This is a genomic window from Pseudomonas sp. B40(2017), assembly GCF_002112855.1.
In the GTDB taxonomy this organism is placed as follows: Bacteria; Pseudomonadota; Gammaproteobacteria; order Pseudomonadales; family Pseudomonadaceae; genus Aquipseudomonas; species Aquipseudomonas pharyngis.
Genome location: NZ_NEIT01000002.1, coordinates 307,136 through 325,830 on the forward strand (window position 1 = coordinate 307,136; position 18,695 = coordinate 325,830).

Here is an 18,695-nt window from a genome sequence, read left to right on the forward strand (position 1 = left end):
CGTCAGTCGCGCGCTAAAAGGCGCGGGGCAAGCTCTTTGAGAGCGCGGCGATACACTTCGCGCTTGAATGTCACCACCTGGCCCAACGGATACCAATAACTGACCCAGCGCCAGCCATCGAACTCCGGTTTACCGGTCAAATCCATCCGCACCCGCTGCTCGTTGGAGATCAGGCGCAGGAGAAACCATTTCTGTTTCTGGCCGATGCACAGCGGTTGGCTGTGGGTTCGCACCAGACGTTGCGGCAAACGATAGCGCAACCAGCCCCGGGTACAGGCGAGAATTTCAACATCTTCGCGTTCCAGGCCAACTTCTTCGTTCAGCTCGCGGTACAAGGCGTCTTCGGGCGTCTCCTCGGGGTTGATTCCCCCTTGCGGAAACTGCCAGGCATCCTGATTGATACGGCGAGCCCATAGCACCTGGCCGGCGTCATTCGTCAGAATGATCCCGACATTAGGGCGGAAACCATCGGGGTCGATCACGGCAACAACCTCGCAAACGCATGTCGCCGCATTGTTCCACAAAGGTTGTGAAGGCGGCAACGAAGGTTCCGAGCTTATGTGCACTCTTGTGAAAAGACCGTATTCTTGTGGCCTTTTTACTGACTTTTCAGCGGGTAACTGCAATGCGCCTGGCTTTATTCGATTTGGACAACACCCTTCTGGGCGGCGACAGCGATCACGCCTGGGGCGATTATCTGTGCGAGCGCGGCTTCCTCGACCCGATCGCCTACAAGGCGCGCAACGACGAGTTCTATCAGGATTACCTGGCCGGCAAACTGGATAACGCCGCTTACCTGAACTTCTGCCTGGAAATCCTCGGCCGCACCGAGATGGCTGTGCTTGAGCAGTGGCACAGCGATTACATGCGCGACTGCATCGAGCCGATCATCCTGCCCAAGGCGCTCGATCTGCTGAAAAAGCACCGCGATGCCGGCGACAAACTGGTGATCATCACCGCCACCAACCGCTTCGTCACCGCGCCGATCGCCGTGCGCCTGGGCGTCGAAACCCTGATCGCCACCGAGTGCGAGATGCAGGACGGTCGCTACACCGGACGCAGCACCGACGTGCCGTGCTTCCGCGAAGGCAAGGTGACGCGCCTGAACCGCTGGCTGGAAGAAACCGGATATTCGCTGGAAGGCAGCTACTTCTACAGCGACTCGATGAACGACTTGCCGCTGCTGGAGCAGGTGGCGAATCCGGTGGCAGTCGACCCGGATCCGAACCTGCTGGCCGAAGCCGAGAAACGTGGCTGGCCCGTCATCAGTCTGCGCGGCTGATATCGCCATCGCTGGCAAGGCCAGCTCCCACAAGGAATTTGTGAACGCATCAGATCAATGTGGGAGCGAGCCTGCTCGCGAACGGGTCGACACGGTGCCAAGCCTCAAACCGGCTTGGCCCCCATCAACGCCGCAATGGCCAGAAATCCGACGCCGCTGACAATCGCCAGCGCCAGATTGAATTTCCGGTTGCCGACCCCGCTTGTCCACAGCCGATTAAGCCGAACAAGCAGCCAGACCGCACTAAAGGTGGCCACGGCATAGATCACGCTGGACCCCAGAATCCAGAACTGCCCCAGTGGCCAGCCAACCAGGTGCACCAGCCACCAGCCGGTGAAAGGCATGCTGAGCACGCCGATCAGCATCAGACACCAGACGAACAGCCAGGGTCGCTGCATCGTGCTGGCCGGCCCTTCGCTGCGATTACGCCAGGAAGCAGCGGCGAGCCCGAGCCCGCTCGCCAGGATTACCACGGTCGCCGCGACATGAAGGACTTTCAGGGTGGTCAGGGTTTCCATGTATTTCTCTTTCCTTGGGCCATACCCATCAGCGTAGCCGTTCAGCCAAGAAACAGCTGATAGGCCGGGTTGTCGCTTTCGTCCCAGTACGGGTAGCCGATTTCCTCAAGGGCTGCGGGCACCAGATGACGTTCGTCGTGGGGCACTTGCAGGCCCGCCACTACTCGTCCGTCTGCTGCGCCGTGGTTGCGGTAGTGGAACATCGAGATGTTCCAGCGACCGCCGAGCTTGTTGAGGAAGTTGAACAGCGCGCCCGGACGCTCCGGGAACTCGAAGCGCAGCACCACTTCATCGACCACGTGCGCGGCGCGACCGCCGACCATGTGGCGGATGTGCAGTTTGGCCAGTTCGTTGTCGGTCAGGTCGAGCACCGGGAAACCCTGCTCGGTCAGGCTCGCCAGCAAAGCACTGCGCGGGTCGTTGTCCGGGTGGGTCTGCACGCCGACGAAGATGTGCGCTTCGCTGCCATTGTTATAGCGGTAGTTGAATTCGGTGATCTGGCGCTTGCCGATGGCCTCGCAGAAGGCCTTGAAGCTGCCGGCCTTCTCGGGGATGGTCACGGCGATGATCGCTTCGCGGCCTTCACCCAGTTCGGCGCGCTCGGCGACGTGGCGCAAGCGGTCGAAGTTGACGTTGGCCCCGGAGTCGATGGCCACGAAGGTCTGGCCGCTGACGCCGCGCTGCTCGACATACTTCTTGATCCCGGCCACGCCCAGGGCGCCGGCCGGTTCGGTGATCGAACGGGTGTCGTCGTAGATGTCCTTGATCGCCGCGCAGATCTCGTCGGTGCTGACGGTGATCACCTCGTCGACGTAATCCTTGCAGATATCGAAGGTGTGCTGGCCGATCTGCGCCACCGCCACGCCGTCGGCGAAGATGCCTACAGTCGGCAGCACCACGCGTTCGCCTGCCGCCATCGCCGCTTGCAGGCAGTTGGAGTCGTCGGGCTCGACGCCGATGACCTTGATGTCCGGACGCAGGTATTTCACGTAGGCCGCGATGCCGGCGATCAGACCGCCGCCGCCCACCGGAACGAAAATCGCATCCAGCGGCTGCGGGTGCTGGCGCAGAATTTCCATCGCCACGGTGCCCTGCCCGGCAATGGTGTGCGGATCGTCGTACGGGTGGATGTAGACGTAGCCTTTTTCGTCGACCAGCTTCAGCGAGTAGGCCAGCGCTTCCGGGAAGGAATCGCCGTGCAGCACCACTTTGCCACCGCGCGAGCGCACGCCTTCGACCTTGATCTCCGGGGTGGTCTTGGGCATCACGATGGTCGCTTTCACGCCCAACACTTTCGCCGCCAGGGCCAGGCCCTGTGCATGGTTGCCCGCCGACGCGGTGACCACGCCGCGAGCGCGCTCTTCGTCGCTCAACTGGGTCAGCTTGTTGTAGGCACCGCGAATCTTGAACGAGAACACCGGCTGCAAGTCTTCGCGCTTGAGCCAGATGTCGTTGCCCAGCCGCTCGGAGAGCTGGCGGGCGTTCTGCAGCGGGGTTTCTACGGCAACGTCATAAACGCGCGAGGTGAGGATCTTCTTGACGTACTGTTCGAGCATCGGAAAGCATCACTGAGCGGGTTGGGCAGGGCCAACGAGTCTAACCCGGCTTTCGGGCGCACGACCACACGAATCCCGAGGTTTTAGCCCGGCTTGAGGCTATAATGCCGGCCTTTCCGTTCTTACCTTGCCCGCTTCCGGAGCCCGCATGACCCAGGATCAACTCAAACAGGCCGTGGCCCAGGCTGCCGTCGACTTCATCCTTCCGAAACTCGACGACAAGAGCATCGTCGGCGTCGGCACCGGCTCCACCGCCAACTGCTTCATCGACGCCCTGGCCCAGCACAAGGGCGCGTTCGATGGCGCGGTCGCAAGCTCCGAAGCCACCGCCGCGCGCCTCAAGGGCCACGGGATTCCGGTGTACGAGCTGAACACCGTGAGCAACCTGGAGTTCTACGTCGACGGCGCCGATGAAAGCGACGAACACCTGAACCTGATCAAGGGCGGCGGCGCAGCCCTGACCCGCGAGAAGATCGTCGCGGCCGTGGCCCAGACCTTCATCTGCATCGCCGACGCCAGCAAACTGGTGCCGGTGCTGGGCGCGTTCCCGCTGCCGGTGGAAGTGATCCCGATGGCCCGCAGCCACGTGGCCCGCCAACTGGTGAAACTGGGCGGCGACCCGGTCTACCGCGAAGGCGTGCTGACCGACAACGGCAACATCATCCTCGACGTGCACAATCTGCAGATCACCAATCCGGTGGAGCTGGAAGCGCAGATCAATGCGATCGTCGGCGTGGTCACCAACGGCCTGTTCGCGGCGCGTCCGGCGGATCTGCTGTTGCTGGGTACTTCCGAAGGTGTGAAAACACTGAAGGCTGAGTAAGCCGAAACTGCCCGTATTTTGGTGGGCAGATGAAAAAACTGTGGGAGCCAGTTTGCTAGCTCCCACATTGTTAGATGGTGCTGGTTAGTTCTGCGCAGGCTTCCTGAAGACATAAAACAGATTCGGCTCGCTCACCAGATACAACGTCCCATCGTCATCCATCGCGATACCTTCCGCCTGCGGCACGGTTTTCTTCAGACCCTGCCGGCCACCGCTCAACGACATGGTGCTCAACGGGCGCCCGTCCACATCCAGTTCCAGAATCAGCCGCGACTCGTCGGACAGCGCCAGTAAATGACCGCTGCGCTCGTCGTATTGCAGGCTCGACAGATCGCGCACGAACATCCCGGCATCGCGCTTGGGATTGTTGATCACGTGTACTGCGTAGGATTTTTCCGGATTGAAGTGCGGGAAACCGTGCACTTCATAGATCAGCATCGGGTCCCGCTCCTTGGCCACGAACAGGCGCTTGCCCACCGAGTCGTACGCCAGGCCTTCAAACCCCTTGTTGCCGCTCATGTGCACACCGAGGGTCATTTGCTCGGCGTCCGCCGCATCAAGGAACGTGGTGTCGTGCTCCAGATGGATCTTGATCAGGCGCTGCTGGCGCTCGTCGGTGATCACATAGGTGTCGGCGCTGATGAACTCCACCGCCTCCGGATCGCCGAAGCCGATCAAGGCGACACGGCGCAGGATCGTGCCATCCAGCGACAGCTCGATCAGTTCGGCATTCTTGTTGGTCACGGTGAACAGGCTCTTGCGCACCGGATCGTAGGTCAGCGCGGACACGTCGTCGTTCAGCCCATCGATGACTTTCGCTTCAATCTCTGCCCGATATTGATCCAGCCCGATGGACTGGCTGCTCATCGGCTGCCAGAGCGTATGCAGGTTGAACCAGGCACGCTCGAACAGGCGCATGTATTGGCCGATCGCAATCAATGCGATCAGGGCAATCATCGACAGGATGATGAACAGAGGCTTGGGGCGGGCAAGTCGACGCATTCAGGCAGGCTCGGAGTCAAAACAGGCGGATGAAATATCACGCCTGTCTGAACTGAAGCTTAATGGCCACTTGCCTCAGGCCACAACTGCACAGATCTGCAATCCCTGTAGGAGTAATTACTTCTGTTTTTCGAAGCGGTAGAACAGGTTCGGCTCGCTGACCATGTACAGCGAGCCCGCCTCGTCCATGGTCACGCCCTCGGCGCGGGGAATGGTTTTCTTCAAACCGTTGAAACCGCCGAGCAGGGTCATGAAGCTGACCTGTTCGCCCTTCTCGTCCAGCTCCAGCAACAGGTGCGAATCAGCGGACAGAACGAGGGTATGACCGGTGCGCGGGTCGATCGCCAGGGCCGACAGGTTACGAATATCGAGTTCGTCGCTGTCGAGTTTCTGCTTGTCACCCTTGAGCGTCTGGCTGCCGTCGCTTTTCCAGGTGAACAGCGCAGGCGGACGCTCTTCGCCCAGCAGCAGTTGCTGGTTGCGGGCGTCCCAGGTGATGGCTTCGAAGGCCTTGTTCTGGTCTTTCGAGGGGCCGAGATCGTATTTCGGGAAATCGTCGCGCTTCAGTTCGCGGGTGTCGGCATCGACCTTGACGATGGAGAGCAGGTGCTCGCGCTCATCGACAATCGCCATCAAGCCGTTTTCCATCACCGTCAGGCCTTCCGGATTGCTCCAGCCCACCAGCGGCATCTTGCGCAGCACGTCACCCTGCAGGGTCAGCTCGACCAGAAACGGATTCTTGCCCATCACCGAAAACAGGGTTTTGGTCTGGGGGTTATAGGACAGATCCGAAGCTTCGTCCTTTTCCATCCCCGGCAGCAGCTTGGCGTCGATGACCACCCGGTAGTCCGGGAGCCAGACGCTTTCCTGCTTCTCGGACGGGCTTTCGAAACGCTCCAGCAGCCACAGCACACCCCGGTCATCCCAATGCATGGCAAACGCCAGCCCGTACACAGCGGTGGCTGCCAGCAACAACCAGGAATACCAGCGCAGGGCGAAGCGTGAACGGCGGGCGGGTTTGAGCTGAGTTTGAGATGACATCAAAGGACGCGTTCCGAAAATTCAGGCTACGGGTAATAGCACAAAGAGGCCGGCTCAGACGCCAGAATGACCGGAATTATCCGGACAGAATGTGAAAAAAACGGCAAATGGCCGGAATGCCTTATGTGTTTGCGGGCTACAACACAAAAACAAACGTGGGAGCCAGCCTGCTGGCGATGGCGGTGTATCAGTCGAATGAGACATCAACTGACAGTCCGTCATCGCCAGCAGGCTGGCTCCCACAAAGGTATTTCAGAGTTGCAGTCAGCGAACGCTGCTGGTGAAGCGGCTGGCGCCGGGCAGTTCCAGCACGATCTCATCGCCAACGTTCAGCGGGCCGACACCCACCGGCGTACCGGTCAGGATCACGTCACCGGCCTGCAGCGAGAAGCAGCCGGCCATGTGCTGGATCATCGGCACGATCGGGTTGAGCATCGCGCTGCTGTTACCGTCCTGGCGCACTTCGCCGTTGATGGTCAGGCGAATGCCGATGTCGGTCAGATCGGCGAAAGTGCTGCCGACCACGAACGGTGCAATCACCGCCGCGCCGTCGAACGACTTGGCGATTTCCCACGGCAGGCCCTTGGACTTGAGCTCGGCCTGCTTGTCGCGCAGGGTCAGGTCCAGCGCCGGGGCGAAACCGGAGATCGCGTCCAGCACTTCTTCGCGGCTCGGTTTGGTCGACAGCGGCTTGCCAATCAACACGGCGATTTCCGCCTCGTAATGCACCGAGCCACGCTCGGTCGGAATGCTGAAACCGCCTTCCAGCGGCACTACGCAACTGCCCGGCTTGATGAACAGCAACGGCTCGGTAGGCACCGGGTTGTCCAGTTCCTTGGCGTGTTCGGCGTAGTTACGGCCGATGCACACCACTTTCCCCAGCGGAAAATGAATCCGCGTACCGTCGACATACTGGTGCTGATAGCTCATTACCGACTCCTGCCTTTATTGATTCATCAGGGATTGCCAATCAAACCGCGAAAATCTTGCCCGGGTTCATGATGCCGTTCGGGTCGAACACCGCCTTGACCGCTTTCATGTATTCGATTTCCACCGGCGAGCGGCTGTAGGTCAAGTAGTCGCGCTTGGTCATGCCCACCCCGTGTTCGGCGGAAATCGAACCGTTGTACTTCTCGACGGTTTCGAACACCCATTTGTTGACGGTGGCGCATTTGGCGAAAAACTCGTCCTTGCTCAGGTTGTCCGGCTTGAGGATGTTCAGGTGCAGGTTGCCATCGCCGATGTGGCCGAACCAGACGATTTCGAAGTCCGGATAGTGTTCGCCGACGATCGCGTCGATTTCCTGCAGGAACGCCGGGACTTTCGAGACGGTGACCGAGATGTCGTTCTTGTACGGGGTCCAGTGGGAGATGGTTTCGGAGATGTACTCGCGCAGCTTCCACAGGTTCTGCAACTGGGTTTCGCTCTGGCTCATCACGCCGTCCAGCACCCAGCCCTGCTCCACGCAATGCTCGAAGGTTTCCAGGGCGGTGTTGGCCACTTCTTCGGTGGTCGCCTCGAATTCCAGCAAAGCATAGAACGGGCAGTCGGTTTCGAATGGCGCCGGGACATCGCCCCGGCCCATGACCTTGGCCAGCGCCTTGTCGGAGAAAAATTCGAACGCGGTCAGGTCGAGCCGGCCCTGAAAGGCGTGCAGCACCGGCATGATCGAATCGAAATCGGCGGTGCCGAGGACCATTGCGGTCAGGTTTTTCGGCGCACGATCCAGGCGCATGGTGGCCTCGACCACAAAACCGAGGGTGCCTTCGGCGCCGATGAACAGCTGCCGCAGGTCGTAACCGGTGGCGTTCTTGATCAGGTCCTTGTTCAGCTCCAGCACATCGCCCTTGCCGGTCACGACTTTCATGCCCGCGACCCAGTTGCGGGTCATGCCGTAGCGAATGACCTTGATCCCGCCAGCATTGGTGCCGATATTGCCGCCAATCTGGCTGGAACCTGCCGAAGCGAAGTCCACCGGGTAGTACAAGTCATGTTCTTCGGCCGCGTTCTGCAATTGCTCGGTGACCACGCCCGGCTGACAGACGGCGGTGCGATCGGTCAGGTTGATGTCGAGAATCTGATTCATGTAGTCGAACGACACGACCACTTCGCCATTGGCCGCCACGGCTGCGGCGGAGAGCCCCGTGCGCCCGCCCGACGGCACCAGCGCCACTTTGTGTTCGTTGGCCCAGCGGACGACGGCCTGCACCTGCTCGATGGTCTTGGGAAACACGATGGCGCTGGGCGCCGGGGCGAAGTGTTTGGTCCAGTCCTTGCCGTAAGCGTTCAAGGAGTCGGCATCGGTCAGGACTTTGCCAGGCTCGACCAGGGTCTTCAGTTCATCAATCAGGGCAGGATTGGTCATCGACGGAACTCTCGAACAATTCATGGTCATCCTGAGAACGCTTCACGTCGCAGGAATGAGTGTTTAGCGGGGTGGCTATGCTAGCATACCGACCCCGCAGGCCAGTGCCCAAGGCCGGTTCTGCGGTGACGGCTTTCTTGTCGTCCAGGTCAATGTCTGTTGACCATTTCCTGCCATTTTTCTCCGGGATACAGGTTTACGCAGATGAGCAAGACTTCTCTCGATAAGAGCAAGATCAAGTTCCTTCTTCTCGAAGGCGTCCACCAATCGGCTGTCGACGTCCTCAAGGCGGCGGGCTACACCAGCATCGAATACCTGACAGGCTCCCTGCCGGAAGCCCAGCTCAAGGAAAAGATCGCTGACGCTCACTTCATCGGCATTCGTTCGCGCACCCAGCTGACCGAAGAGATCTTCGATCACGCGAAGAAGCTGGTCGCGGTCGGCTGTTTCTGCATCGGCACCAACCAGGTTGACCTGGAAGCGGCCCGCGAGCGCGGCATCGCCGTGTTCAACGCGCCGTACTCCAACACCCGCTCCGTTGCCGAGCTGGTGCTGGCCGAAGCGATCCTGCTGCTGCGCGGCATCCCTGAGAAAAACGCTTCCTGCCACCGTGGCGGCTGGATCAAGTCCGCAGCCAACTCCTTCGAGATCCGTGGCAAGAAACTGGGCATCGTCGGCTACGGCTCGATCGGTACTCAGCTGTCGGTCCTGGCTGAAGGTCTGGGCATGCAGGTGTTCTTCTACGACACCGTGACCAAGCTGCCACTGGGCAACGCGACCCAGGTCGGCAACCTGCACGAGCTGCTGGGCATGTCCGACATCGTCACCCTGCACGTTCCGGAAACCGCTGCGACCCAGTGGATGATCGGCGAGAAGGAAATCCGCGCCATCAAGAAGGGCGGCATCCTGATCAACGCTGCACGCGGCACCGTGGTCGAGCTGGATCACCTGGCCGCTGCGATCAAGGACAAGCACCTGATCGGCGCCGCCATCGACGTGTTCCCGGTCGAGCCGCGTTCCAACGACGAAGAGTTCGAAAGCCCGCTGCGTGGCCTGGACAACGTGATCCTGACCCCGCACATCGGCGGTTCCACCGCTGAAGCGCAGGCCAACATCGGTCTGGAAGTGGCAGAAAAACTGGTCAAGTACAGCGACAACGGTACTTCGGTATCGTCCGTGAACTTCCCGGAAGTGGCCCTGCCGGCTCACCCTGGCAAGCACCGCCTGCTGCACATCCACGAGAACATCCCGGGTGTGATGAGCGAGATCAACAAGGTCTTCGCCGAAAACGGCATCAACATCTCCGGTCAGTTCCTGCAGACCAACGAGAAGGTCGGCTACGTGGTGATCGACGTCGACGCCGAGTACTCGGAGCTGGCGCAAGAGAAGCTGCAACACGTCAACGGTACCATCCGTAGCCGTGTGTTGTTCTGATCAAGCGTTGAGCGACAAAAAAGGGAGCCCTCGGGGCTCCCTTTTTCATGCTCGCGACAACGTCATTCGACGTTGACGGTGATCTTCTTCGACACGATCGGCGGATCGAACGCCATGTGGCCGCTGTCACCCAGCTCCAGTTGCAGGGTGTGCTTGCCCGGCGCGAGTTTGATGTCGGCCTGGGTCTGCGCCTTGCCGAAGTGCATGTGGTTGGCGTCGGTCGGCACGACGGAACCGGCCGGGACGATTTCCTTGGCATCGATCAGCAGGTGGTGATGACCGGTGTTCTTGGTGACGTCACCGGCCGGTGCCAGCGCGATGTCCTTTACACCGAACTTGACCGTGAAGGTCTGCGAAACCGTGGCTCCGTCCTCGGGAGAAACGATGAACACTTCGGCGCCCTTCGGTGCCGGTGTGGCCGCACTGGCCAGTACCGAAACACCCATCAGCACACCGGCCAACGCTGCACGTGACATAAAGCTTTTCATTTTCTTCTCCAGTTTTTCCGTAAAATCCGCACGGTCATGACAACTTCATGACCATTCGTTGTCGAAGGCACTCGACAACCATAGCAAAGCGAGCCTGGAAAACAGGCCGATATCGATTTCAAAGGAGTGACCATGCGTTTTCTGCCTGGCCTGATCTGCCTGCTTCCCCTTCTGAGCCCTCTGGCTCACGCCGAACTGATTGATGACGTCTACGACCGTGGCGAGTTACGCATAGCCCTTGAGGCTAATACACCGCCCTTCAATTTCAAGGACGGCGACACGCTCACGGGGTTCGAGGTCGAGCTTGGGCAACTGCTGGCCAACGAACTGGATGTACGCGCCGACTTCATCGTCACTGACGAAGCCGATCTGCTCCAGGGCGTTGAAAGCGGCAAGTACGACGTCGCGCTCAACCACATAGCACTGACCCCGGAACTCAAGGATCGTTTCGACGTGAGCGAGCCTTACACGCAGGTCAATGCGCAGTTGTTGGCGAAAAAGGACGAGCAACCTCGGCCGATGGTGCTGGTGCAGACGTTGACTGAGGAAAAGCCGAAGGTCGGGCCGCCGGTGGATCTGGCGATTCCGTTTCAGAAGGGTAACCCGGCGTTTCACGCGAGTCTGGAGAATGCCTTGCAGCGGATCAGGGCGGATGGGCGGCTGGAGGCGTTGTCGAAAAAATGGTTGAGCGTGCAGGCTACGGAAAACTGAAGTGAGCGTGGCTAGTCGAGCAAGCTGAGGGCCTGTGCGGCTTGCGGCAGTTCGAGTTCGCTGAAGACCTGCACCCCATGGCGCTTCAGCAACGCAGCGGTCACCCCCTCGCCACTCACCTTCACCCCACTGAACGTCCCGTCATAGGTCAACAGATTCCCGCACGAAGGGCTGTTGGCCTTGAGCACCGCCACCCGAATCCCGTGCTGTTGCACCAGCGCCAACGCCTGGTGCGCACCGTCGAGAAACTGTGCGCTGACATCTTCGCCCTCGGTGGTGATCACCGAGGCGAGCCCGTCCAGCACTTCGCGGCCCTGCCCGCCCGGAATCTCCGCTGCCGCGCGTGGCGTCGGCAAACCACCGGCGACTTCCGGGCACAGCGGCACTACACGTCCTTCGGCAATCCACTGCTCGAGCAGATCGAACGGCCCGCTGGCCCCTCCGTCATAACGCACGCGATGGCCCAGCAGGCAGCGACTGACCAGAATCCTGTGCATCTCAGAACGGCTCGTTGCCACGGCGGCGGAACCAGCCTGTCAGCGACAGCCGCTCGCGGCTGGCTGGCAATACTTCGTGAGGGACTTCGCCGGAGAGAAACACCACCAGACAACCGCCCGTTGGCTGCACGTCATGAACGCGATCATTCTCCAGGTACATGCGCAATTGCCCGCCATCTTCCGGCAGCCAGCCGTCATTGAGGTAGATCACCGCCGAGACCATGCGCCGGTCATCGTCGCGAAAACGGTCGACATGCTTGCGGTAGAACGCACCCGGCGGGTACAGGGCAAAGTGGCACTCGAAGTCTTCAAGCCCCAGGAACAGGCCCCGGTTGAGCGCTTCACGCAAGCTGTCCATCAGGTTCAGGTAACGGTCACTGGCCTCGGCCTGACCGGGGTCGATCCATTGGATATGGTCGCCACGAATCCCCTCGCGGATCTCCGAAAACGGGCCACGTCCGACCCCCGCCGGCGCCAGTTCACCTTCAGCGTCACGTTTGCGGCACTCGGCCGCCAGTGCGCGGGTCAAATCCGCAGGCAGGAAAATGTTCTGCTGCGACCAGCCGCGCTCGGCCAGGTCGTCGACGATACGTAACAGCAGCGGGTGATCAGAGGATATTTGCATGGCGCGCATAGTATGCCTGCGGCAAGAAATCCGACAGAGCCACGCGGCGGCTTGATACGAATTCTCGACAAGTACTGGCACCGCACGGAGAATAGTCGGCTGCCGACAGGAGTCCTTATGCGCCGTTTGCTTTTTTCACTGTTGATGTTCTGCGTTTTGCCCGCCTGGGCGGACGGCCACGACCAGTTGTACAAGGTCGCCGGCTGGCCAGAACAACGCGCGCATTTCAACGACGCCCTGAGTGCCGCGCAGCAGCGTTACCAGAACAGCCTGCCGCCGGCGGTGTTTCAGGCGCTGGTGAACAACAGCAACCAGCGCTTCGCCCCCCAGGCCGTGGATCAACGCGCCGAAGCGCAACTGCGCAAGAACCTCGCCGATCCGCAACCGGCCCTGTCGTTCTTTCAGTCTCCGTTGGGCAAGAAGATCGTCGCCGCCGAACTGCTGGCGACCCGTCGCGATCAATTGGCAAAGAACGCCAAGGGCCTGCCGAAGATGCCGGCCAGCGACAGCCGCCTGCTGATCATTGGCCACCTCGCCCAGGCCCTGCCCGCCCGTGAAGCCGGCGCCGAAGTCAGCCTGGCGATTGCCGGCGTGGCAGCGGACAGCCTGAGCTCGATGATCCCCGGCCTGCTCGGCGGCGGTCAGGCCCAGGGCATGTTGAACGGTCAACGCCAGCGCCTGATGGATCAGATCGGCGCCGACCTGAACAACACGCTGCTGTACGTCTATCGCGACCTGTCGGATGAAGAGCTGGAAGAGTTCGCGACCTTTGCCGAATCCACCGAAGGCAAGGCCTACTATCAGGCCGCGCTGGCCGCGATCCGCGCCGGGCTGGCCGTCGGTCAGAGCACCTCGAATCTCAACCAGTGATCTAGGGATTGCGGCCCTTGATCCGCTTGCTCAAGAACTCGAAATACTCCTCGCGCATTTCCGCCGTCTCATTGGCCAGGTGATGCCGTGCCTCGGCCAGCAACAGAATCTGTGGCCGGTCGAACTTCCACTTCAACACCTGCAGGTTGTGCTGCCAGTCCACGGTCATGTCCGCCTGGCCTTGAACAATCAGCGGCCGGCGCGGACTTTTCTTCGCGTATTCAACCCGGTTGATCCAGCGTGACAACGCCCCGACCCATGCGGTCGGCAAGCGTTTTGGCTGCAACGGATCGGCCTGCAGAAACGGCAGGAAATCCGGGTCATTGGAGTTCTCGCTGAAACGCCGGGCGATACCCCTGACAAAAGGCCTGAGCAGGTAATAACTGAACTGCGACCAGCCCCAGGCACGCGGACGCACCAGCGGCGCCAACAAAATCAGCTGCCCCTGCGCCGGGCTGTTTTCACCATGATTGAGCACGTGATCGACAATGATCGCCCCGCCGGTGCTTTGCCCGCACAGGTGCCAAGGCTGCGGCAGGGCCATCGAGCGCGCCTCGGCGAACAGGCCTTGCAGCGCATCCTGATATTCGGAGAAGTCGCGGATGCTCGCCCGCTCGCCGCTGGACAGACCATGCCCCGGCAGATCGCAGGCAATCACGGCGAAGCCCTGATCCAGTGCCCACTCGATCACATGCCGGTAAAGACCAGTGTGATCATAAAAACCGTGCACCAGAAACAGCGTGGCCCTGGCCGTTTCCGCCGGCCACCAGCAATGGCTGACCAGTTGATAGCCATCGATGTCGAACCGGCCCATGCCACGCCAGACATCACGCTCGGGGAAGTCTGTCTTGTAGAACCGCTGATACGCCTTCGCCTCCTCGGACAACGGCTGCCACTCGGCCAGAGGCTTGAGGCTCGCACGCAGATGATCGGGATCGAAAGCAACAGACATGGGCAATTCCAGAACGGTAAACGGACTTTATCGGCCTGCGATATTCATCTGTCGCGGCAAGCATGGCAAGCTAGCCGGCCTTCGAGGAATCAAAACCATGCGTTCGCCCTACCGCACCGCACTGTTTGCCAGCCTGCTCGCCATCGTGTGTGCCGGCGTGCTGTGGGCCGCATACGACTGGTTTCAGGGCCGCTACCTGCGGGCGTTCAGCGAACACACTGCGGTATTTTCCGGTGACCCGCTGCGCTTGCCCGACGACCTCGCCGGCCCTGGCAATATCCGTCTGGTGCACTTCTGGGATCCCGCCTGCCCATGCAACGTCGGCAACCAACAGCACCTGACCGAGATGGTCGAACAGTTCGGCCCCAGGGGCGTGGAATTCTTTGCCGTGCAGAAGGCCGGCAGCCACGGCCAGTTGCCCGCCACCCTGAGCAATCTTAAAACCATCGCGGTGCTGCCCGGCTCCGAACAGATCCCCGCGAGCCCGGCCGTGGCGATCTGGGACCGCAGCGGCAGACTGGCGTACTTCGGCCCGTACAGCGAAGGCCTGACGTGCAACTCCAGCAACAGTTTTATCGAACCGATCCTGCAAGCGTTGAGTGATGATCGCCCGGTCAATGCGACTCATACGTTGGCGGTTGGTTGCTACTGCCCGTGGCCGGCGGAGACGAAGTAAGGCATTCCGGACATTTCAAGGACGGCGATGCGCAGCACACGAGGCGTGTGCTAATTGTTTGCAGCCCGCACGGGCGGCAATCCCGAATGCACAAGGAGTCACCATGAAACGCGTCTTCACCGTTCTTGCCTTGCTCATCGTTGTCCTGCTCGCCGCCGGCGGCTGGTATGTCTACAGCAAGCAACCGACGCGTCAGGGCCAGGTGGAATTGCGCAACCTGCAAGGTTCGGTGACCGTGCGTTACGACGAGCGCGGTGTGCCGCACATCCGCGCTGAAAACGAAACCGACCTCTATCGCGCCCTCGGCTATGTCCACGCCCAGGATCGCCTGTTTCAGATGGAGGCCATGCGCCGTCTCGCCCGGGGCGAACTGGCCGAAGTGCTCGGGCCGAAACTGCTCGACACCGACAAACTGTTCCGCAGCCTGCGCATCCGCGAGCGCGCCGCCAGTTACGTGGCCGGCCTCGACAAGCAGTCCCCGGCGTGGAAGGCCCTGCAAGCCTATCTGGACGGCATCAATCAATATCAGGACTCGCATGCCGCGCCGATCGAGTTCGACGTGCTGGGCATCCCCAAGCGGCCGTTCACCGCCGAGGACAGCATCAGCGTCGCCGGCTACATGGCCTACAGCTTTGCCGCCGCGTTTCGCACCGAACCTCTGCTGACCTACGTGCGCGATCAACTGGGCGCCGATTACCTCAACGTCTTCGACCTCGACTGGCAGCCCAAGGGCGTGCTCGCCAAGGGCCACGCCAGCAGCGTACCGACCCTCGCCGCCGAAGACTGGAAAGACCTGAACACCCTCGCCCGCGTCAGCCAACAGGCGCTGATCGACAATGGCCTGCCGCAGTTCGAAGGCAGCAACGCCTGGGTGATCGCCGGCAGCCACAGCAAGAGCGCCAAGCCCTTGCTGGCCGGCGATCCGCACATTCGCTTTTCGGTGCCGTCGGTGTGGTACGAGGCGCAGCTGTCGGCGCCGGGCTTCGAACTCTACGGTCATCATCAGGCGCTGGTGCCGTTTGCCTTTCTCGGCCACAACCTGGATTTCGGCTGGAGCCTGACCATGTTCCAGAACGATGACCTGGATCTGATCGCCGAGAAGGTCAATCCGGACAACCCGGATCAGGTCTGGTATCGCGGCCAGTGGACCGACATGGTCAAGACCGAGCAGCAGATCGCGGTGAAAGGCCAGGCCCCGGTGTCCATCACGTTGCGCCAGTCGCCCCACGGGCCGATCGTCAACGACGCCCTCGGCAGCGCCGCCGGAAAAACCCCGATTGCGATGTGGTGGGCGTTTCTCGAAACACCTAACCCGATCCTCGAAGGCTTCTATCAGCTCAACCGCGCCGACACTCTGGCCAAGGCCCGCGCCGCAGCGGCCAAGGTGCAGGCACCGGGACTGAACATCGTCTACGCCAACGCCAAGGGCGATATCGCCTGGTGGGCCTCGGCGCTGCTGCCCAAGCGTCCGGCCGGGGTGAAGCCTGGCTTCATTCTCGACGGCAGCAGCAATCAGGCGGACAAGGACGGTTACTTCCCGTTCAGCGCCAACCCACAGGAAGAGAACCCGGCGCGGGGCTATATCGTCTCGGCCAACTTCCAGCCGGTGTCACCGACCGGCATGGAGATTCCCGGTTACTACAACCTCGCCGACCGAGGCCAGCAGCTCAACCGCCAGCTCGCCGACAAGAACGTGAAGTGGGACAACGAGGCCAACCAGAAGCTGCAACTGGGCACTACCACCGGTTACGGCCCGCGTCTGCTGGCGCCGTTGCTGCCGGTGCTGCGCGAGGTGGCGGGCAATCCTGCCGAGCAGAAGCTGATCGAACAACTGGCCATATGGCAAGGCGACTACCCGCTGGATTCGGTCAGTGCGACGGTGTTCAACCAGTTCCTGTTCAACCTCGCCGATGCGGCAATGCGCGATGAGCTGGGCAATGATTTCTTCGAAACCCTGCTGTCGACCCGAGTGATCGATGCCGCCCTGCCCCGGCTGGCGGCGAATGCCGATTCGCCGTGGTGGGACAACCGCGGCACGCCGAACAAGAAGACCCGCGTCGACACCGTGCGCAGCGCGTGGCAGGCCAGCATGGCGCACCTGAAGTCGACCCTCGGCGACGACGCTTCCGGCTGGCAATGGGGCAAGGCCCATACGCTGACCCATGGTCATCCGTTGGGCCAGCAGAAGCCGCTGGATCGCATTTTCAACGTCGGCCCGTTCGCCGCACCGGGCTCCCATGAAGTGCCGAACAACCTCTCGGCGAAGATCGGTCCGGCACCGTGGCCGGTGACCTACGGCCCGTCGACCCGCCGGCTGGTGGACTTCGCCGACCCGGCTCACAGCCTGACGATCAACCCGGTCGGCCAGAGTGGCGTGCCGTTCGACAGCCACTATGACGATCAGGCGGAGGCCTATGTGGACGGGCTGTATGTGCAGGCGCACTTCAGTGATGAAGAGGTGACGGCGAATACGCGCAGTACTCTGAAGTTGCTGCCTAAGCGGGCTGCGCCTTAAAAGCCGCCCTCACCCTAACCCTCCCGAAACGTCGGACCGCCCGGAGGGAGAGGGAACCGATTGGGGGATATTGGAGAGATACGCCGACCTGAACGAATTCGGCTGAATCCAATATCGCAGCAAAGCATTCGGCGCCAAATGCATCATCGACACCACTCGTTCAGGTCGATGTAGGGCGCAAGACAACTCGGTCGGCCCCCTCTCCCTCGGGGCGGTCCAACGTTTCGGGAGGGCTGGGGTGAGGGGTTGCGATCCAAAGTCGATCACCACTCAAACCATCGCCGCAAAATTCAACCGAAACTGCTGCGGCGTCACCCCCAGCCGCCGGTTGAACACGCTGCGCATATGTTGCGCATCACGAAACCCGCACTGATACGCCACCGTCTTCAGCGGCGCCGTGGTGCTTTCGAGCATCACCCGCGCCGCATCCACCCGCGCCCGTTCGACGAATTCCGCCGGGGTGACTTTCGCCTCCCTGGCAAACACCCGAGAGAAATTCCGCGCACTCATGTTCGCGGCATTCGCCAGGTCGGCGATGGTCAGGTCGCCGGTGAGATTGGCCAGCACATACAGCTGCACCATCGCCACCGCCGACGTCGGCTCGGCATGGGGCGTGAGGAACGGACTGAATTGCGACTGCCCGCCGGAGCGCTGGGTGAACACCACCAGCCGCTTGGCCACGCTCAGCGCCACCTCGGCCCCGTGATCACGCGCCAGCAGGTACAGCGACAGATCGATCCCCGCCGTCACCCCCGCCGAGGTGTAGAGCTGACCGTCCTCGACGTACAACCGATCAGCCTCGACTCGGCTCGACGGGCACAACTGCGCCAGAGCTTCGGCGTCGTTCCAGTGGGTGGTGACCGTACGCCCGTCCAGCAACCCGGCACGGGCGAGCATGAACGCGCCGTTGCAGATCGAGCCAAAACGCCGCGCCCGCCCACAGGCCTCGCGCAGCCAGGCATCGAACGTCTCGCCGAAATCCAGGAACGGCAACTGCGGCCCACCGGCCACCAGCAGCAGGTCGTAAGCGTCCTGCACGTCGCTGAAGTGCCAATGCGCACTCAGGGTCAGCCCGTTGGAACACGCCATCGGCCCGCGCTCGACGCCGATCACCTCGAGCCGGTAATGATCCTCCGGCACCAGGAAGCGGTTGGCCTCGGCAAACACGTCCATCGGCCCGCTGACATCCAGCGCCTGCACGCCGGGAAACACCACGATGGCGACGGTTCTGTTCATGACGATGTCAGCTCCCGGGGAATGGCGGATCAGCGCCAACCCTAGCCAATCCTCGCCGCAGAAGCGAGCTGGCACGATTTGCAGGTGGATTGGCAAGGATCGCA

General features: G+C 61.5%; 19 protein-coding genes. 7 read left to right on the forward strand and 12 right to left on the reverse strand.

What is annotated here, in order from left to right:
- Window positions 1-2: 2 nt before the first annotated feature.
- Complete coding sequence (locus CAF76_RS05020) at window positions 3-482, reverse strand: RNA pyrophosphohydrolase (RefSeq protein WP_003229203.1); 480 nt, start codon at window positions 480-482, stop codon at window positions 3-5.
- A gap of 143 nt (window positions 483-625) precedes the next feature.
- Between CAF76_RS05020 and CAF76_RS05025 the strand changes: the two genes are divergently transcribed.
- A complete protein-coding gene (locus tag CAF76_RS05025) occupies window positions 626-1,282 on the forward strand; it encodes an HAD family phosphatase (protein WP_085647000.1) in 657 nt (218 codons plus the stop codon).
- A 104-nt stretch (window positions 1,283-1,386) separates the two neighbouring features.
- Here CAF76_RS05025 and CAF76_RS05030 read toward each other — a convergent pair whose 3' ends face one another.
- Together CAF76_RS05030 and ilvA are read right to left on the reverse strand one after the other, a co-directional pair.
- The gene (locus tag CAF76_RS05030) at window positions 1,387-1,800 is read right to left on the reverse strand and encodes a DUF2269 family protein (RefSeq protein WP_039767881.1); all 414 of its coding nucleotides are present in this window, start codon (window positions 1,798-1,800) and stop codon (window positions 1,387-1,389) included.
- Window positions 1,801-1,841: 41 nt separating this feature from the next.
- Window positions 1,842-3,356 (reverse strand): threonine ammonia-lyase, biosynthetic, encoded by a 1,515-nt coding sequence (gene ilvA, locus CAF76_RS05035; RefSeq protein WP_011336426.1) that lies wholly within the window; start codon window positions 3,354-3,356, stop codon window positions 1,842-1,844.
- A 148-nt stretch (window positions 3,357-3,504) separates the two neighbouring features.
- Here ilvA and rpiA point away from each other — a divergent pair, with 148 nt between their 5' ends.
- Window positions 3,505-4,179, forward strand: a complete 675-nt coding sequence (rpiA, locus tag CAF76_RS05040) for a ribose-5-phosphate isomerase RpiA (RefSeq protein ID WP_007953476.1) — start codon at window positions 3,505-3,507, stop codon at window positions 4,177-4,179.
- Window positions 4,180-4,263: 84 nt separating this feature from the next.
- On the opposite strand, the gene CAF76_RS05045 is transcribed toward rpiA, so the two are convergent.
- The 4 genes from CAF76_RS05045 to CAF76_RS05060 form a co-directional block, all read right to left on the reverse strand.
- Window positions 4,264-5,181, reverse strand: coding sequence for an SdiA-regulated domain-containing protein (locus CAF76_RS05045; protein ID WP_085612010.1), 918 nt, complete (start codon window positions 5,179-5,181; stop codon window positions 4,264-4,266).
- Between the two features lie 117 nt (window positions 5,182-5,298).
- A complete protein-coding gene (locus tag CAF76_RS05050) occupies window positions 5,299-6,222 on the reverse strand; it encodes an SdiA-regulated domain-containing protein (RefSeq protein WP_085647001.1) in 924 nt (307 codons plus the stop codon).
- 264 nt (window positions 6,223-6,486) lie between these two features.
- On the reverse strand, window positions 6,487-7,152 hold the full coding sequence (locus CAF76_RS05055; RefSeq protein ID WP_007953483.1) for a fumarylacetoacetate hydrolase family protein: 666 nt from the start codon (window positions 7,150-7,152) through the stop codon (window positions 6,487-6,489).
- 40 nt (window positions 7,153-7,192) lie between these two features.
- Complete coding sequence (locus tag CAF76_RS05060; RefSeq protein WP_039765411.1) at window positions 7,193-8,587, reverse strand: FAD-binding oxidoreductase; 1,395 nt, start codon at window positions 8,585-8,587, stop codon at window positions 7,193-7,195.
- Between the two features lie 204 nt (window positions 8,588-8,791).
- Between CAF76_RS05060 and serA the strand changes: the two genes are divergently transcribed.
- Entirely contained in the window at window positions 8,792-10,021 is a 1,230-nt protein-coding gene (gene serA, locus CAF76_RS05065; protein WP_007953487.1) for a phosphoglycerate dehydrogenase, read from the forward strand.
- 62 nt (window positions 10,022-10,083) lie between these two features.
- Here serA and CAF76_RS05070 read toward each other — a convergent pair whose 3' ends face one another.
- Window positions 10,084-10,509, reverse strand: a complete 426-nt coding sequence (locus CAF76_RS05070; protein WP_085647002.1) for a DUF4399 domain-containing protein — start codon at window positions 10,507-10,509, stop codon at window positions 10,084-10,086.
- 132 nt (window positions 10,510-10,641) lie between these two features.
- On the opposite strand from CAF76_RS05070, the gene CAF76_RS05075 reads away from it, so the two are divergent.
- Window positions 10,642-11,220: a transporter substrate-binding domain-containing protein gene (locus tag CAF76_RS05075; RefSeq protein ID WP_085647003.1), complete on the forward strand. Its 579-nt coding sequence runs from the start codon at window positions 10,642-10,644 to the stop codon at window positions 11,218-11,220.
- Window positions 11,221-11,231: 11 nt separating this feature from the next.
- On the opposite strand, the gene CAF76_RS05080 is transcribed toward CAF76_RS05075, so the two are convergent.
- Together CAF76_RS05080 and CAF76_RS05085 are read right to left on the reverse strand one after the other, a co-directional pair.
- On the reverse strand, window positions 11,232-11,717 hold the full coding sequence (locus tag CAF76_RS05080) for a DUF523 domain-containing protein (RefSeq protein ID WP_085647004.1): 486 nt from the start codon (window positions 11,715-11,717) through the stop codon (window positions 11,232-11,234).
- Window position 11,718: 1 nt separating this feature from the next.
- Window positions 11,719-12,351, reverse strand: coding sequence for a 2OG-Fe(II) oxygenase (locus tag CAF76_RS05085; RefSeq protein ID WP_007953495.1), 633 nt, complete (start codon window positions 12,349-12,351; stop codon window positions 11,719-11,721).
- A gap of 108 nt (window positions 12,352-12,459) precedes the next feature.
- Here CAF76_RS05085 and CAF76_RS05090 point away from each other — a divergent pair, with 108 nt between their 5' ends.
- The gene (locus tag CAF76_RS05090; RefSeq protein ID WP_085647005.1) at window positions 12,460-13,212 is read left to right on the forward strand and encodes a DUF2059 domain-containing protein; all 753 of its coding nucleotides are present in this window, start codon (window positions 12,460-12,462) and stop codon (window positions 13,210-13,212) included.
- Window position 13,213: 1 nt separating this feature from the next.
- On the opposite strand, the gene CAF76_RS05095 is transcribed toward CAF76_RS05090, so the two are convergent.
- Window positions 13,214-14,164, reverse strand: a complete 951-nt coding sequence (locus tag CAF76_RS05095; protein ID WP_039765400.1) for an alpha/beta hydrolase — start codon at window positions 14,162-14,164, stop codon at window positions 13,214-13,216.
- 97 nt (window positions 14,165-14,261) lie between these two features.
- Here CAF76_RS05095 and CAF76_RS05100 point away from each other — a divergent pair, with 97 nt between their 5' ends.
- Both CAF76_RS05100 and CAF76_RS05105 read left to right on the forward strand, forming a co-directional pair.
- Window positions 14,262-14,840 (forward strand): DUF6436 domain-containing protein, encoded by a 579-nt coding sequence (locus CAF76_RS05100; protein WP_085647006.1) that lies wholly within the window; start codon window positions 14,262-14,264, stop codon window positions 14,838-14,840.
- A 103-nt stretch (window positions 14,841-14,943) separates the two neighbouring features.
- On the forward strand, window positions 14,944-17,355 hold the full coding sequence (locus CAF76_RS05105; RefSeq protein WP_085647007.1) for a penicillin acylase family protein: 2,412 nt from the start codon (window positions 14,944-14,946) through the stop codon (window positions 17,353-17,355).
- A 270-nt stretch (window positions 17,356-17,625) separates the two neighbouring features.
- On the opposite strand, the gene CAF76_RS05110 is transcribed toward CAF76_RS05105, so the two are convergent.
- Window positions 17,626-18,591, reverse strand: coding sequence for a GlxA family transcriptional regulator (locus CAF76_RS05110; RefSeq protein ID WP_085647008.1), 966 nt, complete (start codon window positions 18,589-18,591; stop codon window positions 17,626-17,628).
- Between the last annotated feature and the right edge of the window lie 104 nt (window positions 18,592-18,695).

What these genes read in the sequence shown, in the direction of transcription:
- CAF76_RS05025 (WP_085647000.1), top strand. Translation starts at nt 626, where the DNA reads ATGCGCCTGGCTTTATTCGATTTGGACAACACCCTTCTGGGCGGCGAC.
- CAF76_RS05030 (WP_039767881.1), bottom strand. Translation starts at nt 1,800, where the DNA reads ATGGAAACCCTGACCACCCTGAAAGTCCTTCATGTCGCGGCGACCGTG.
- ilvA (WP_011336426.1), bottom strand. Translation starts at nt 3,356, where the DNA reads ATGCTCGAACAGTACGTCAAGAAGATCCTCACCTCGCGCGTTTATGAC.
- rpiA (WP_007953476.1), top strand. Translation starts at nt 3,505, where the DNA reads ATGACCCAGGATCAACTCAAACAGGCCGTGGCCCAGGCTGCCGTCGAC.
- CAF76_RS05045 (WP_085612010.1), bottom strand. Translation starts at nt 5,181, where the DNA reads ATGCGTCGACTTGCCCGCCCCAAGCCTCTGTTCATCATCCTGTCGATG.
- CAF76_RS05050 (WP_085647001.1), bottom strand. Translation starts at nt 6,222, where the DNA reads ATGTCATCTCAAACTCAGCTCAAACCCGCCCGCCGTTCACGCTTCGCC.
- CAF76_RS05055 (WP_007953483.1), bottom strand. Translation starts at nt 7,152, where the DNA reads ATGAGCTATCAGCACCAGTATGTCGACGGTACGCGGATTCATTTTCCG.
- CAF76_RS05060 (WP_039765411.1), bottom strand. Translation starts at nt 8,587, where the DNA reads ATGACCAATCCTGCCCTGATTGATGAACTGAAGACCCTGGTCGAGCCT.
- serA (WP_007953487.1), top strand. Translation starts at nt 8,792, where the DNA reads ATGAGCAAGACTTCTCTCGATAAGAGCAAGATCAAGTTCCTTCTTCTC.
- CAF76_RS05070 (WP_085647002.1), bottom strand. Translation starts at nt 10,509, where the DNA reads ATGAAAAGCTTTATGTCACGTGCAGCGTTGGCCGGTGTGCTGATGGGT.
- CAF76_RS05075 (WP_085647003.1), top strand. Translation starts at nt 10,642, where the DNA reads ATGCGTTTTCTGCCTGGCCTGATCTGCCTGCTTCCCCTTCTGAGCCCT.
- CAF76_RS05080 (WP_085647004.1), bottom strand. Translation starts at nt 11,717, where the DNA reads ATGCACAGGATTCTGGTCAGTCGCTGCCTGCTGGGCCATCGCGTGCGT.
- CAF76_RS05085 (WP_007953495.1), bottom strand. Translation starts at nt 12,351, where the DNA reads ATGCGCGCCATGCAAATATCCTCTGATCACCCGCTGCTGTTACGTATC.
- CAF76_RS05090 (WP_085647005.1), top strand. Translation starts at nt 12,460, where the DNA reads ATGCGCCGTTTGCTTTTTTCACTGTTGATGTTCTGCGTTTTGCCCGCC.
- CAF76_RS05095 (WP_039765400.1), bottom strand. Translation starts at nt 14,164, where the DNA reads ATGTCTGTTGCTTTCGATCCCGATCATCTGCGTGCGAGCCTCAAGCCT.
- CAF76_RS05100 (WP_085647006.1), top strand. Translation starts at nt 14,262, where the DNA reads ATGCGTTCGCCCTACCGCACCGCACTGTTTGCCAGCCTGCTCGCCATC.
- CAF76_RS05105 (WP_085647007.1), top strand. Translation starts at nt 14,944, where the DNA reads ATGAAACGCGTCTTCACCGTTCTTGCCTTGCTCATCGTTGTCCTGCTC.
- CAF76_RS05110 (WP_085647008.1), bottom strand. Translation starts at nt 18,591, where the DNA reads ATGAACAGAACCGTCGCCATCGTGGTGTTTCCCGGCGTGCAGGCGCTG.